Below are 13,605 nucleotides of genomic sequence, written 5' to 3'. Positions count from 1 at the left end.
CCCCAGCCCTTGGAGCAAGACATGACCGCAACCGTAGGCACTTCAGCCACAGTCCAGGTTCACAAGTCCCACCTGCGAACCCTCATCGGCACCGGCATCGGCAACGCCGTCGAATGGTACGACTGGGCCATCTACGCCACGTTCTCGCCCTTCATCGCGAGCGCGCTCTTCAGCAGTGCCGACCCCACGTCCGCGGTCCTCTCCACCCTGGCGATCTTCGCCGTCGGATTCGTGGCCCGGCCGTTCGGCGGGTTCGTCTTCGGCTGGATCGGCGACAGGATCGGCCGCAAGACCTCCATGACGTTCGCCGTCGGCCTCGCGGCTGTCGGCAGCCTGCTGATCGGCATCGCCCCGACATTCCAGGCTGTCGGGGCATTTGCATCCGTGATGCTCCTGGTGGCCCGCCTCATCCAGGGCCTCGCCCATGGTGGCGAGCTGCCGTCGTCGCAAACGTACTTGTCCGAAATGGCCCCCAAGGAAAGGCGGGGCTTCTGGGCAACGCTCATCTACACCTCCGGCACCGCCGGCATCCTCGCCGGAACTCTGCTGGGCGCCATCTTGACCGGTGTCCTGAGCAAGGCCGACATGAACGCCTGGGGCTGGCGTGTGCCGTTCCTGGTGGGCGGCGCCCTGGGCATCTACGCCTTGGTCATGCGGGCCAAGATGAAGGAGACCGAGGCGTTCGAGGCCGAGGTGCCGAAAGAAAAGCGCGAGCCCATGTGGCCGCAGATCGTCAAGTACCGCAAGCAGGCCTTGCAGGTGATCGGGCTGACCGTCGGCCTCACTGTTGTCTACTACATCTGGGGTGTCGTGGCTCCGAGCTATGCTGCCAGCTCACTCAAGATGGATCGCGGCGCAGCCTTGTGGGCCGGGGTCATCGGCAACATCGCGTTCATCGCGTCGCTGCCGTTCTGGGGCAAGCTGTCCGACCGCATCGGCCGCAAGCCCGTGCTGATCGTGAGTTCCGCCGGTGCGGCGTTGCTGCACTTCCCGATGACTTGGCTCCTCAAGGACTCCCCGTGGCAGCTGGCTGTTTCGATGTCCGTCATGTTGTTCTTCATTGCCGGCAGCGCCTCGATCGTCCCGGCTGTATACGCCGAACTGTTCCCGACCAAGATCCGCACCGTGGGCGTCGGTGTCCCGTATTCCATTTGCGTTGCGGTCTTCGGCGGCACGGCCCCGTACCTGCAGACGTGGCTCGGCAGCATCGGCCAGGCCAACATGTTCAACGTCTACGCCGTGATCTTGCTGGCCATCGGAATCGCGTTCGCCTTCATGATCCCGGAAACCAAGGGCAAGGACCTGACGCACTAGCCCCCCGCGCTTGAACCCAACTAGCTCGCAGTTGTTGTCGTTTAGAGGCCTCATAACGACATTAGCTGCGAGCTAGTTGGGTTAGCCGACGTAGCGGTTCCGGCCCGCGCGGAAGCCAAAGAAGGCCGCGAGGGAACCCACCACGAGGAACAGGATGCCGGCAGCCGCGAAGCCGCCGGTCGCTTGGTGCAACTGGCCGACCATCAGGGTTCCCGTGGAGCCCAAGCCATAGCCGACGCCCTGCATCATGCCGGAAAGGTGCGCCGCGGTGTGCGAATCGCGGGTCCGCAGCATGATCATGGTCAACGCCACGGCCGTGAGGCTCCCCTGGCCCAGGCCCAACAGTCCGGTCCACACCCAAATCAAGTTCGTGGGTCCGAAGATGCTCAAGGCGAAGCCACCACCGGTCATGAGCGCCACCACGGTGTTGATGAAGCGCTGATCCTTGAGGCGAGCCGCAAGCCCCGGAGCAACGAACGAACCAAGCATCTGCAGCACAATCGATACGGACACAATCAAGCCGGCCGTCCCGCCGTCGATCCCGCGGTCACGCAGAATCGGCGCCAACCAGGCGAACACACTGAAGGACATCATCGCCTGCAACACCATGAAGATGGTGACCTGCCAGGCAACGGCGGAACGCCAGACGTTCGCACCGCCATTGCCGGCGTTGTGGCGGACGGGATGCTGGCGGATCGCGAGCGGCAGGAAGAGCAAAAGTACGACGGCGGCGGGCAGCGCCCAGAACCACAGCGCCGAGGTCCAGTTCCCGGCCGCCGTGAAGACGGGATACGTGAAACCGGCGCCAAGCGCGGCAGACGCGCAAATCGCCGTCGTGTAGAGACCGCCCATGAGTCCCAGGCGGTGCGGGAAGTCGCGCTTGACCACGCCGGGAAGCAGCACGTTGCAGAGCGCGATCGCGGCGCCGCACGCCGCGGTTCCGGCAAGGAGGGCCGGCAAATGCCCCGCGCCGGCGAGGTCCACGGAACGGATCAGCAGTCCCGCCGTCAGCACGGCCATCGCGCCGAGCAACACCCTCTCGGCACCGAAGCGGCGGGCCAGGACCGGCGCGAGCGGCGCGAAGACTCCCAGCAAGGTCACCGGCACCGTGGTGAGGACAACCACCGCCCAGCCCGGCAGTCCGGCGTCGGCGGTGACTTCCGGAAGGACAGCCGAAAAGCTCGAGAAGACCGTCCGCAGGTTCAGGCCGATGAGGACCAGGCAGATCCCGAGGAAGACCAGTCCGCCGCGCGTCCGGACCTGGGTGGGCCCGGCGGCGGGAAGCTCGTCGATCTCGGCGTCGACGAGGATCTCGGGGGCGCCGGAGTGCGGCGTGGTGTTCTTGGGGGCGCTTGAAGCGGAGGTCACCAACCCATTCTGGCAGTCACGCTCATACCGGGGCGGCTCATGACGGGAGCGTATGCAGGTTCCGCCGCGGGCGTTTGGCTCCGCAACGGTATTCTGGAGGGGATGAGTGAAACCCCAGATTCCCCTGAAACACCGCAGTCTTCGCGCCCCGTGACCCCTGGCAGCCAGGCCTCCTTCGGCACCTATGGCGGCCGTCCAGTCAGTTTCGTGCGCCGGGGGACGCGGCTTCAGGGCCGACGCCAGGCCGCGTGGGAGGAGCACTCGGACCGCTGGGCCATCCAGGTTCCGCGGCACATTGCCAACACTTCCGTGCATCCGGACTACGTGTTCGACGCCGAAGCGGAGTTTGGCCGCAAGGCGCCGCTGATCGTCGAAATCGGTTCGGGACTTGGCGACGCCGTATGCCACGCCGCGGAGGAGAACCCGGACAAGGACTTCCTCGCGGTGGAGGTCTATACCCCGGGCCTGGCCAACACGATGATCAAGATCAACAGCCGCGGGCTCAGCAACGTCCGCGTGGTGGAGGCGAACGCCCCCGAGGTCCTCGCCTCCATGCTCCCTGCCGGTTCGGTGAGCGAGCTCTGGGTCTTCTTCCCCGACCCGTGGCACAAGTCCCGGCACCACAAACGCCGCCTCATCCAGCCCGCGTTCGCCGAACTCGCTGCGCGGTCCCTCAAGAAGGGCGGCCTGTGGCGGATCGCCACCGACTGGTCCAACTACGCCGTCCACGTCCGCGAGGTCCTGGCCGGCTCCACCGAGTTTGAGAACCTGCACGACCGCGAACGGGCCGGCGCGGACAGCCCCCTCACCCAAGTATGGGAGTCCGGAGTCGAATACATGGTGGGCGGGGCACCCGTCAAGGAAGGCCGGGCACCGGTCAGCACCGAGCACACCGGCCCCAACGAGGGAGTGGACCACGTGGGCGGATGGGCTCCACGCTTCGATGGCCGCATCCGCACCAGCTTCGAGAACAAGGCCCACGAGGCGGGGCGCATGATCTTCGACCTTAGTTATCGCAGGATCTAGCTTCACGATTGGATACAGGTTCTTTGCGTGCCGTACAGGCACCGGATACCATGTGAGACGTGTCACCGGAAGGCGGCACGTGCTTATGATCTGCGGCGGGAGAGTCCTGCCGGTACATTTTCAGCAGGCGCCGTAGGAGCAAATCCTCCCCAGGAATCTCTCAGGCCCATGTACCGCCGCGGCAAGGCAACTCTGGAAAGCAGCCCGGGCAACCGGGCTCACCGACGGTGCAAGCGTCCAGCCACGAGGCACAGACGCGGAAACTCTCAGGTCCAATACAGAGCGGGGAGGAACCGACTCATCGTGGCGCGTGCGCGCCACCTGAATTATGGAGTTCCTCATGACCCTGGCACCTGAAGGCCGTAAGCTGCTGCGCGTTGAACAGCGCAACAAAGCCGTCCCGGTCGAACGCAAGCCCGAGTGGATCAAGGCCAAGGTCCAGATGGGCCCGGAATTCGTGGGCCTGAAGAACCTCGTGAAAAAAGAAGGCCTGCACACCGTCTGCGAGGAAGCCGGCTGCCCGAACATCTTCGAGTGCTGGGAAGACAAGGAAGCGACCTTCCTGATCGGCGGCTCCGAATGCACCCGCCGCTGCGACTTCTGCCAGATCGACACCGGCAAACCCTCCCCGGTGGACATGTTCGAACCCACCAAGGTCGCCCGCTCCGTCCAGGCCATGAACCTGCGCTACGCCACCGTCACCGGCGTCGCCCGCGATGACCTGGCAGACGAAGGCGTCTGGCTCTACGCCGAAACCGTCCGCAAGATCCACGAACTGAACCCCGGCACCGGCGTCGAACTGCTCATCCCGGACTTCTCCGGCAAACCCGAACACATCGCCGCGATCTGCGACTCAGCCCCTGAAGTCTTCGCGCACAACGTCGAAACCGTGCCCCGGATCTTCAAGCGCATCCGCCCCGCGTTCCGCTACGACCGCTCCCTGGACGTCATCACCCAGGGCCGGGCCCACGGCATGGTCACCAAATCCAACCTGATCCTGGGCATGGGCGAAACCCGCGAGGAGATCTCCGAAGCCCTGCGTGATCTGCACGCCGCGGGCTGTGACCTGATCACCATCACCCAGTACCTGCGCCCCTCCGAACGGCACCTGCCCGTGGACCGCTGGGTCAAACCCCAGGAATTCGTCGACCTCGCCACCGAAGCCGAGGAAATCGGCTTCCTCGGCGTCATGTCCGGCCCCCTGGTCCGCTCCTCCTACCGCGCCGGACGGCTCTGGGCCACCGCGATGCGCAAAAAAGGCCGCGAAATCCCCGCCCACCTCGCCCACATCGCCGAAGGCATCCAGGACTCCGGCACCACCCGCCAGGAAGCCCGCACCCTCCTCGCACACCACGCGACGGCCTGATCCGGAAGGAGCCAGCATGTTTCCCACCCGGATTGAAATCATTCCCTCAGACGGAATCGTTGAGAGAGTCCAGGCAGCAGTACCGCTTTCCACGACGCTCACCGTGACCTGCCTGCCCCATCACGGCATCGCACGGACCATGGAGGCTTCCGTCAAGCTCAGCCTCCTTGGCTACACCGTGATTCCGCACCTCTCGGCACGTGGGCTGGAGAGCCGGGGGCAGCTTTCCGGCATCCTCCGCGATTGCGACGCTGCAGGGATCAGTGAGGTCTTCGCCATCGGTGGCGACGGACCTCTTGGCGCGGGCCCCTACCGATCGAGCCTTCCCCTCTTGGCGGATATCTCCGAGTACTCCGGCGGCAGCATCACTGCGGGCATCGCCGGTTATCCCGAGGGGCATCCTTCCGTGAGCGGGCTCGACTTGCTGGACGCCTTGTTGGCGAAACAACACTTGGCCACGCACGTTGTCACGCAGATGTGCTTCTCCGCGTCGAAGGTCCTCGACTATGCGGCGCTCCTGCGACGGGAAGGCGTCGAGCTTCCCGTATGGGCCGGCGTGGCCGGAGCGGTTCCTCGGACAAAACTGCTGGCCCTGGCAACCCAGATCGGCGTCGGGACGTCGCTGAAGTTCCTCAGCAACAAGGGAACTCTTGCCCGCAAACTCCTGGGCCCGGACAAATACTCACCGGAGAGCCTGGTGTCCGGGCTCATGGCGCAGCCGGATGGTGTCTCGGGAATCCATCTCTACAGTTTCAACCGGCTGGACATGCCCATCTGGGAGAGAAGCGATTTGGCCGATCCTGAGGCGGCAACCACTTAGCCCGGTGAACCCCACAGGTCCCGGAAACCCCTAGCTCCCCGGGACCGAAATCACCGCGACCGTCTTCTGGGAGTCGTCACGCAGTTCCACCCCCGAAATCCCGGCGAGCTGGACCGGCGTCGCGCCCGTGACCTTGATGTGCCCGCTGGATGTCGCAGTCCAGCCGCAGGCCATTTCCTCCGTGCCGTCGCGGCCCTTGACCCACAGGTACATGGTGCCTTGCGGCGGCATGCTGCGGCCTTCCAGCTGCAGCTCGGTCCCCCACGCCTTCCGGACGAGCCCCACCGTGAGTTGCAGGCCGTTGTCCGTCTGCACCGAATAGCTGGCGTCCGGCTTGGGCGGCTGGTTCAACACCGGCCCCGCCAGGATGCCCACTCCAAGGCAGGCGGCGGCAACGGCACCCACCAGGGCCGTCCACCGGCGTCGGGACTTCCGCCGCCGCGCTGCCATCTTCAGGAGAATCGGCTGCGGGAGCGTTTCTGAAAGACCCCCCATAAGTGAGCGGGGGTCGGCAGTGGCCGCGGCGGCGGGCTCGACGGCGGAAGGCTCGACGGCGGGGCGCCCGGCGGCGAGCGCGACGGCGTCGGGCACGGGGACGGCGTCGAGGAGGGCCGGGAGGCTTTCCAGCTCGCCCAACTCGAGCCGGCAATCGGCGCAGCTTGCCAAATGCTCCTCGAAAACCCGGGCCTCTGCAGGCTCGAGTCCGCCGAGCAAGTAGGCGCCCAGCAATTGGTGAAGTCCGGTTTCGTTCACCGCTGCACCCCCATTTCGTCGAGAATCGTGCGAAGCGCCCTGACGGCGTAGAAGGCCCGGGATTTCACCGTGCCGCTGGGGATGTTGAGCCTCAGCGCGGCCTCGGTCACCGTGAAACGTTCGTAATGTAGTGCTACCAGGACCTCCCGGTGTTCGGTGCTGAGCCGCAGGAGCGCCTCTTCCATGAGGACCCGGTTGAGGAGCTCGTCCACCCGTTCGGTGGCCTCCTCGGGATCCGCCATGTCGCGTTCGGCAGCCTCTGCCGGGCGCCGCTGGGCCTTGCGGTAGTTGTCGATGATGACATTGCGGGCAGTCCGGAACAAATAGCTGCGCAAGCTGCCGGTGATCTGCGGTGCGTGCTGCCACACGCGGAGGATGGTCTCCTGCACCACGTCCTCAGCCAAGTGCGCGTCCGGCGTGCAGCTCAGCACGAAACGGCGCAGCGCCGTGCCGTGGTCGCGGTAGATCGCGGCCACCACGTCCTCGTCGAGCGGCATCGGCGCCTCCTTGGTGCTCGGCTTCCCCTTCTCCTGCGATACGACGTGCCCGCTACGAAAAAGGTTCAAGCCCTCTGAACCATTCTTCACCCGGCGGCGTCGTACGGGTTAGCTTCCGGCACGTCCTCGGCCGGTCGAAGCGAAGGAGCAAACCATGAAGAAGCAACTCGGCACCGGGCTCGGGATCCTTGCTCTGGCCATCGCCCTCACTGGCTGCGGAGGAAGCCCCGGCGCGTCGTCCACGTCCTCGAGCGCCTCAAGCCCCGCGGCGTCGAGTTCGGCGGCGTCGAGTTCGGCGAGCTCCGGTGGCTCGTCGTCGAGCACTTCTGCTGGCGCGGCGGAACTGAAGACGGCGTCGTCGAGCTTCGGCGAACGAGTGGTTGCGGCGAACGGCAAGAGCGTCTACATCTTCGCGAAGGACGCCAAGGATTCCGGCAAGAGTGCCTGCACCGGCGGCTGCGCTACCCTCTGGCCTCCCGTGACCACGACGTCGGCCATGCCGGCAGTTGACGGGGTGAGCGGAACCATCGGCACCATCCCCACAGCAGACGGCAAGATGCAAATCACCGTCAACGGGATGCCCATCTACTTCTACTCCAAGGACGAAGACTCCGGCGACACCTACGGCCAAGGCGTGGGCGGTGTCTGGTCGCTCGTCAGCCCGTCCGGCTCCATGGTGACCCCGAGCAGCAGCACCACCCCGAGCAGCAGCAGCATGGGCTACTGAAACGCTCGCTCACTTTTGCACCCCAAAAGACAAACGCTCGCTCAGATCTGTCCGGACCGGCCGGCAGATCTGAGCGAGCGTTTGGCCTGAAGGCCTTAAAGGTGAGCGAGCGTTTGGCCTGAAGGCCCCAAAGGTGAGCGGGCGTTTTAGGCGTCTTCGAACTCGTCAGCGTCCTCGAACTCCACCGCGGCGATGATTTCCTTCGTCTCGGGGTGGATCATGAAAGCTTCGTCGTCCTCTTCGATCATGATGTAGTTGCCGTGGTCCGTAGCGAAGTGCCAGGCAAGGATAGTCTCGCCGTCGTGCTCGTAGTTGGGATCGCCCATGGTGATCTTCTCCAGCTGGTAGCCGGCAACGTCGCACAGTTCGCGGATGATGAGCTCGAATTCGGGAGCGTTCTCGAGCTCGGCTTCGGCTGCCTCGGCCTGGCGCTCTTCGAGGTTCGGGATGAGGGCTACGCGCTCGGCGATGAGGGCCTTGAGCTGCTCCTCGTCCAGGTAGAGCACGCCGTCCTGGCTGCGGAGCCACGCTGCGTTGAGTTCGATGATGTCTTCGGTCTCGAGGAGGGATTCGAATTCGCCGTCGAGGGCCTCGAGCTCGGCAACGGCTTCCGGCGCCACCTCGGACTCGTCAAGGTCGCCGTCCAGGTAGGCCTCGGCGTCGTCTTCGGACAGCGCGTCGAATGCCGCGGCGGTGCGGTTGAACAGCTCGAGGTGGCCTTTGGCGCCCATTCCTTCGAGGCCTTCGCGGACAAACGCATCCACCTCTTCGCGCTCCGGAACCGTGAACACGTACTGGGCGAATCCGCCCGCGAGTGCCTGTGTCAGGTAGTAGTCCACAAAGTAGCTGCGCAGGGCGTTGGTAGCGATTTCCTCATGGTTGAGGAGCTCCTCGTACATCTCGTTGACCACGGTGACATTCGCGTCCACAACGTCGGCGTTGTCGGCCTCGATGCTGTCCTTCGTCAGAACGACGGGGTTCTCATTGCTGGTCATGGGATTTCCTCACTGCTGGGAAGCTTGTGCTGCTCCGGACCCTTTCAACGTACGCGGGGGCGGTTGTCGGGCAAGCTAGGCGGAGGTGAACGTCCGGCAAAGTTTCAGGGCTGCTGCCTGGGCCCTAGGATTCATAGATAGCCTCCTGCCGAAAGTAGCCTTATCGAATGCCTTCCCACTCAGACGATTCCTGGGAACTGGCGATTCAGACACCCGCCATTAACGACCGCTCCCTCGCGGCCGGCCTCGCCTATGCCATGGGAAGCCGGGTCAGCGCCATCACCTTCGACTCCGCCACGGGTCTGATGATGGGCAAGATCAGGGGCAGTGGCCCGTCGCCGTATTCGACGTCGGCCAAGCTGGTCCGCAAGCCCGGCGGCTGGAGCTGCACTGTGGGCGTGTGCAGTTGCCCCGTCCGCAAGGACTGCAAACACGTGGCCGCCCTTCTCTTCGCGGCCGAAGACCATCCCACCGTGCGGGCACAATTGCTCAGCGCGCCGGCGTTCGGGCAGACGGCCCAGCCCGGAGCAGCAGTGCAGCGGCCGGCCTGGGAGCAGGCACTGAGCAAGCTCATCGCCACTCCGGGGACAACGCCGCAGGGCCAGGGCCTCCCCCTGGCCCTGGCCTTCGAGGTGGAAGAACCGGCCCCGCACTTCTCCTACACAGGCCGGCGCGATCCGCTCCGCAGCGTGCGCCAACTCAAGGCCCGTCCGGTGATGATGGGAGCCAAGGGCAAGTGGATCCGGGGCGACGTTTCCTGGACCAACCTGAACTACCTTGGCTACAAGCGCGAGTTCAATGAAGCCCATATCGACTGGATGCAGAACTTCCTGGCCGCGCATTCCACCGCGGACTACCGGCAGCTCACGTCGAGCATGTGGATGCTTCTCAACGAATTCGCCGGCAAGAACCTGTGGAGCCTGCTGGCCGAAGCCTCGAAAGTCGGGGTTTCGCTCATCCACTCCGGCGGGACCGAGCCGGTCCGCATTGCCGCGGAGCCCGCCGTCGTCGGGCTTGACCTGAGCCGGCTGGAAAGCGACCGGCCCGACGGCGGACTGCAGCTGGCGCCGTCGGTGACCTTGGGCGGGGACGCCCTTGATCCCGCGACCTTGGGCTTGCTTGGGCGTCCGGCGCACGGCTTGTTCTTCACGGGTCCCGGCGAGGGTCACTTGCCGGGCGTATCGGCACCCGAGAACCTCATTACGCTGGCCCCCTTGGAGGGCGGCGAGTCCCAGGAACTCCTCGATTTCGTCATGGGCGCGTCCCGGCTCCAGATCCCGGCGAAGGATGAGGAACGATTCCTCACGGCGTTCTATCCGAAGCTCAAGCAGTCCACCCGGGTCACGGCGGCGGACCATTCCGTGGAGTTGCCGGTCCTGGCCGTGCCCACGCTCTCCTTGTTGGCGAACTACGGCTCCGACCACCGCGTGCGGTTGCACTGGGAGTGGCACTACAAAGCCGGCAAACTCGTGACCGCCCAGCCGCTGTGGCGGCACCCGGACGACCACGGCTACCGCGACGACGCCGAGGAAGCCCGCATCCTCGAGACCTTGGGCCGGCCTTGGGACGTGGTTGGCGCGCTCGGCGAGTCGTCGAGCGGTGGATGGGGTGCTCCGCGGCTAGCGGCCTCGGAAGCGCTGGACGGGCTCGACACCCTGGCCTTCACCGAAGAGGTGCTGCCCCGGCTCCGCGAGCTGCCCGACGTCGTCGTGGACACCTCCGGCGAGATCGCCGACTACCGCGAGGCCACCGAGGCTCCCGTTGTCTCCATCTCGACGAAGGCCACCGACAGCCGCGACTGGTTCGATCTCGGCATCGTCATCACGCTCGAAGGTGAACCGGTGTCCTTCGCCGCAGTGTTTTCCGCCCTCGCGGCCGGCCAGAGCCGGATGTTGCTGCCCAGCGGCGCCTACTTCTCGCTGGACCTGCCGGAACTGCACCAACTCCGCGCACTGATCGACGAAGCCAGGTCCTTGCAGGACAACCCGGACCGGCACGGCACCCTCCAGATCAGCCGTTTCCAGGCCGGGCTCTGGGATGAGCTCGCGCAGTTGGGCATTGTCGATGAGCAGGCGGCGGCTTGGCGCGAGGCCGTGGGCGGCCTGCTCGACGACGGCGTGACCGGGCTGCCGCTGCCGGGCTCGCTCGACGCCGAGCTGCGTCCGTACCAGTTGGAGGGCTTCAACTGGCTGAGTTTCCTGTACCGGCACAGCCTCGGCGGTGTGCTGGCTGACGACATGGGCCTCGGCAAGACCGTGCAGGCCATTGCCTTGATGTGCGCGGCGAAGGAGCAGGCTGAATCCGGTGCGGACAGCGCCAACAGTGCGGGCGTTTCGGGCGGCGGCGCCCCGTTCTTGGTGGTCGCGCCCACCAGCGTCGTGGGCAACTGGGCCGCTGAAGTGCAGCGCTTCGCGCCCGGCCTGAGCGTGAAGACCATTGGGGAGACCTTCGCCAAAAGCGGCGCGGATCCGCAGGAATCCATGGCCGGGACCGACGTCGTCATCACTTCCTACGCGCTGTTCCGGATCGACTACGAGGCGTACGCGGCCAAGGAATGGGCCGGGCTCATGCTCGACGAAGCCCAGTTCGTCAAGAACCACCAGTCCAAGGCCTACCAGTGCGCCCGCAAGCTCCCGGCATCCTTCAAGCTGGCCATCACGGGAACGCCGCTTGAGAACAACCTCATGGAGTTCTGGGCGCTGACCTCGATTGTCGCACCGGGACTGTTCTCCAGCCCGCGCCGCTTTGCGGAGTACTACCAAAAGCCGGTCGAGAAGAACGGCGACAAGGCCCAGCTCGCCAAGCTCCGACGTCGGGTCCGTCCCCTCATGATGCGCCGCACCAAGGAGCAAGTGATCAAGGACCTGCCGCCCAAGCAGGAGCAGGTGCTGGAAGTGGTGCTGAACCCGCGGCACCAGAAGGTGTACCAGACGCACCTGCAGCGTGAGCGGCAGAAGATCCTTGGGCTCATCGACGATGTCAATAAGAACCGCTTCACTATCTTCGAGTCGCTCACCCTTCTGCGGCAGCTGAGCCTGGATGTCTCCCTCGTGGACGAGTCCCTCTCCGCGGTGCGCTCGTCCAAGCTGGATGTGCTGTTCGAGCAGCTGGAAGACATTGTTGCCGAGGGGCACAGGGCCCTCATCTTCAGCCAGTTCACGGGGTTCCTGGGCAAGGTCCGGGAACGGCTCGACGCGGAGGACATTGAATATTGCTACCTCGACGGCAGCACCCGGAACCGGGCCGACGTCGTAAGCGAATTCAAGAACGGCGCAGCACCGGTGTTCCTCATTTCCTTGAAGGCCGGCGGCTTCGGCTTGAACCTCACCGAAGCCGACTACGTGTTCCTGCTTGACCCATGGTGGAACCCGGCCTCCGAAGCACAGGCCGTGGACCGCACCCACAGGATCGGGCAGGCAAGGAACGTCATGGTCTACCGCCTGGTGGCGAAGGACACCATCGAAGAAAAGGTCATGGCCCTCAAAACCAGGAAGTCGCAGCTGTTCGCGGACGTCATGGAAGGCGATGCCTTGTCCGGTGGCGCGCTCACGGCGGAGGACCTGGCGGGGTTGTTCGCGGAGTAGGTTCGCCCTGAAGCAACCGTTTCGACCTGGCCTAGGCTGGACCGCATGGCTATCATCCATCGAGCAACCCTGAGTCCCAGCAAACTTCAACTCATCGAAAAGTATTTGCCCGTCCAGCCGTGGTTCACCCAGGACGGCTCCGCACCGCCCGAGCTGCTCGGCGCGTACCGCTTCGATGATCCGGACGGCGAAGTCGGCCTCGAGACCCATTTGGTCTCCCAAGGCGGCAAGATCTACCAGGTTCCCCTGAGCTACCGGGGTTCGGAATTGCCCGGGGCAAAGGACTCGCTTCTTGGCACCATGGAACACTCCGTTTTGGGCACGAGGTGGGTGTACGACGCCTGCGCCGATCCCGTCTACGTCGTTGCCCTGGCCACCGCCATCCTTACGGGACAGCAGGAAGCCGAACAGTTCGTGGACGTGGACGGCGTGATGGAGCCACGCAAGAGTTCCGTCGAGGTCAGGGGCAGTGGAACCCCCGGTAGCGAAGTGCCTGCGCTGAGCCCGGCAGCCCCGATCACCAACGACGGCGTCACGAGCATCGACGCCGGTGAGCTCACCCTGTTGGTGAACCGTGTCCTCGATGTGGGTACACAGGGTTCAGAAAATTCGGCTGCATTGCGGGGCACTGGGTCTCTCTACGGCAGCTGGGCCGGGCAGGAAACGCCGGTGCTCCTGGCGTCCCTCTCGCAGGCCTAGGGACTACTCCCCCGGCCGCGGCCGCCAGACCACGACTGCCTGGGACCGCGCCCGGGGGCGCTGCCCGCGGACCAGGCTGACGACGTCGCCGGCTGCTCCCGCTGCGAAAACGCGGGCCTCCATCGGGCTCCTCCGCCGTTGAAGTTCCTCGCTCAGTTCGGCAACGCGGAATTGCAGCGCGGCCACCTGGTTTTCGAGCTCGAGGATGCGCTTGATGCCCTCGAGGGACACGCCCTCGTGGGAGAGCCGCTGGACCTCGCGCAAGCGGTCGATGTCGCGTTGGGAGTATCGCCGGGACTTGCCCGGGGCACGGCTCGGCGACACGATGCCGAGGCGGTCGTACTGGCGCAAGGTCTGCGGGTGCATGTCAGCCAGTTCGGCCGCGACGGAGATGACGAAGATCGGCTGGTTGATGTCGATGCCCATGCCTGCGTCCCCTCCCATTGTGTTCTGCCG

The 13,605-nt window shown here is 65.3% G+C and carries 12 protein-coding genes and 2 riboswitches; of the genes, 7 read left to right on the top strand and 5 right to left on the bottom strand.

What is annotated here, in order from left to right; genetic code table 11:
* Positions 1–21: 21 nt before the first annotated feature.
* Positions 22–1,314: an MFS transporter gene (locus ACSBOX_RS01990; RefSeq protein ID WP_442544558.1), complete on the top strand. Its 1,293-nt coding sequence runs from the start codon at positions 22–24 to the stop codon at positions 1,312–1,314.
* 81 nt (positions 1,315–1,395) lie between these two features.
* Here the strand turns inward: ACSBOX_RS01990 and ACSBOX_RS01985 are convergent, their stop codons facing one another.
* A complete protein-coding gene (locus tag ACSBOX_RS01985) occupies positions 1,396–2,682 on the bottom strand; it encodes an MFS transporter (RefSeq protein ID WP_442544557.1) in 1,287 nt (428 codons plus the stop codon).
* Positions 2,683–2,784: 102 nt separating this feature from the next.
* On the opposite strand from ACSBOX_RS01985, the gene trmB reads away from it, so the two are divergent.
* The 3 genes from trmB to ACSBOX_RS01970 all read left to right on the top strand — a co-directional run bounded on the left by trmB (position 2,785) and on the right by ACSBOX_RS01970 (position 5,894).
* A complete protein-coding gene (gene trmB / locus ACSBOX_RS01980) occupies positions 2,785–3,708 on the top strand; it encodes a tRNA (guanosine(46)-N7)-methyltransferase TrmB (protein ID WP_442544556.1) in 924 nt (307 codons plus the stop codon).
* A gap of 86 nt (positions 3,709–3,794) precedes the next feature.
* A riboswitch (glycine riboswitch) is annotated at positions 3,795–3,894 on the top strand.
* 1 nt (position 3,895) lies between these two features.
* Positions 3,896–3,999: riboswitch (glycine riboswitch) on the top strand.
* A 49-nt stretch (positions 4,000–4,048) separates the two neighbouring features.
* Positions 4,049–5,074 carry a lipoyl synthase gene (lipA, locus tag ACSBOX_RS01975; protein ID WP_442544555.1) on the top strand — a complete coding sequence of 342 codons (1,026 nt, stop codon included), beginning with the start codon at positions 4,049–4,051 and terminating at the stop codon, positions 5,072–5,074.
* Between the two features lie 16 nt (positions 5,075–5,090).
* A complete protein-coding gene (locus tag ACSBOX_RS01970) occupies positions 5,091–5,894 on the top strand; it encodes a methylenetetrahydrofolate reductase (RefSeq protein ID WP_442544554.1) in 804 nt (267 codons plus the stop codon).
* A gap of 30 nt (positions 5,895–5,924) precedes the next feature.
* Here ACSBOX_RS01970 and ACSBOX_RS01965 read toward each other — a convergent pair whose 3' ends face one another.
* A complete protein-coding gene (locus ACSBOX_RS01965; protein ID WP_442544553.1) occupies positions 5,925–6,647 on the bottom strand; it encodes an anti-sigma factor family protein in 723 nt (240 codons plus the stop codon).
* A complete protein-coding gene (locus tag ACSBOX_RS01960; RefSeq protein ID WP_284752887.1) occupies positions 6,644–7,144 on the bottom strand; it encodes a sigma-70 family RNA polymerase sigma factor in 501 nt (166 codons plus the stop codon). Before ACSBOX_RS01960 ends, ACSBOX_RS01965 begins: the two co-directional genes overlap by 4 nt.
* 154 nt (positions 7,145–7,298) lie before the next feature.
* Between ACSBOX_RS01960 and ACSBOX_RS01955 the strand changes: the two genes are divergently transcribed.
* Positions 7,299–7,871: a COG4315 family predicted lipoprotein gene (locus ACSBOX_RS01955; protein ID WP_442544552.1), complete on the top strand. Its 573-nt coding sequence runs from the start codon at positions 7,299–7,301 to the stop codon at positions 7,869–7,871.
* Positions 7,872–8,017: 146 nt separating this feature from the next.
* On the opposite strand, the gene ACSBOX_RS01950 is transcribed toward ACSBOX_RS01955, so the two are convergent.
* Positions 8,018–8,866, bottom strand: a complete 849-nt coding sequence (locus ACSBOX_RS01950) for a DMP19 family protein (protein ID WP_442544551.1) — start codon at positions 8,864–8,866, stop codon at positions 8,018–8,020.
* A 167-nt stretch (positions 8,867–9,033) separates the two neighbouring features.
* On the opposite strand from ACSBOX_RS01950, the gene ACSBOX_RS01945 reads away from it, so the two are divergent.
* Both ACSBOX_RS01945 and ACSBOX_RS01940 read left to right on the top strand, forming a co-directional pair.
* Complete coding sequence (locus ACSBOX_RS01945) at positions 9,034–12,450, top strand: DEAD/DEAH box helicase (protein ID WP_442544550.1); 3,417 nt, start codon at positions 9,034–9,036, stop codon at positions 12,448–12,450.
* Positions 12,451–12,495: 45 nt separating this feature from the next.
* Positions 12,496–13,149, top strand: coding sequence for a CG0192-related protein (locus ACSBOX_RS01940; protein WP_442544549.1), 654 nt, complete (start codon positions 12,496–12,498; stop codon positions 13,147–13,149).
* A 3-nt stretch (positions 13,150–13,152) separates the two neighbouring features.
* Here ACSBOX_RS01940 and ACSBOX_RS01935 read toward each other — a convergent pair whose 3' ends face one another.
* Positions 13,153–13,575 (bottom strand): heat shock protein transcriptional repressor HspR, encoded by a 423-nt coding sequence (locus ACSBOX_RS01935; protein ID WP_442544548.1) that lies wholly within the window; start codon positions 13,573–13,575, stop codon positions 13,153–13,155.
* Between the last annotated feature and the right edge of the window lie 30 nt (positions 13,576–13,605).

Source organism: Arthrobacter sp. KN11-1C, assembly GCF_052180225.1.
Classification (GTDB): domain Bacteria; phylum Actinomycetota; class Actinomycetes; order Actinomycetales; family Micrococcaceae; genus Arthrobacter.
This window is presented reverse-complemented; position numbering and strand designations above follow the sequence as displayed.

Excerpts from the sequence above, each read along its gene's own strand:
- ACSBOX_RS01990 (WP_442544558.1), top strand. The coding sequence starts at position 22 with ATGACCGCAACCGTAGGCACTTCAGCCACAGTCCAGGTTCACAAGTCC.
- trmB (WP_442544556.1), top strand. The coding sequence starts at position 2,785 with ATGAGTGAAACCCCAGATTCCCCTGAAACACCGCAGTCTTCGCGCCCC.
- lipA (WP_442544555.1), top strand. The coding sequence starts at position 4,049 with ATGACCCTGGCACCTGAAGGCCGTAAGCTGCTGCGCGTTGAACAGCGC.
- ACSBOX_RS01970 (WP_442544554.1), top strand. The coding sequence starts at position 5,091 with ATGTTTCCCACCCGGATTGAAATCATTCCCTCAGACGGAATCGTTGAG.
- ACSBOX_RS01960 (WP_284752887.1), bottom strand. The coding sequence starts at position 7,144 with ATGCCGCTCGACGAGGACGTGGTGGCCGCGATCTACCGCGACCACGGC.
- ACSBOX_RS01955 (WP_442544552.1), top strand. The coding sequence starts at position 7,299 with ATGAAGAAGCAACTCGGCACCGGGCTCGGGATCCTTGCTCTGGCCATC.
- ACSBOX_RS01950 (WP_442544551.1), bottom strand. The coding sequence starts at position 8,866 with ATGACCAGCAATGAGAACCCCGTCGTTCTGACGAAGGACAGCATCGAG.
- ACSBOX_RS01945 (WP_442544550.1), top strand. The coding sequence starts at position 9,034 with ATGCCTTCCCACTCAGACGATTCCTGGGAACTGGCGATTCAGACACCC.
- ACSBOX_RS01940 (WP_442544549.1), top strand. The coding sequence starts at position 12,496 with ATGGCTATCATCCATCGAGCAACCCTGAGTCCCAGCAAACTTCAACTC.
- ACSBOX_RS01935 (WP_442544548.1), bottom strand. The coding sequence starts at position 13,575 with ATGGGCATCGACATCAACCAGCCGATCTTCGTCATCTCCGTCGCGGCC.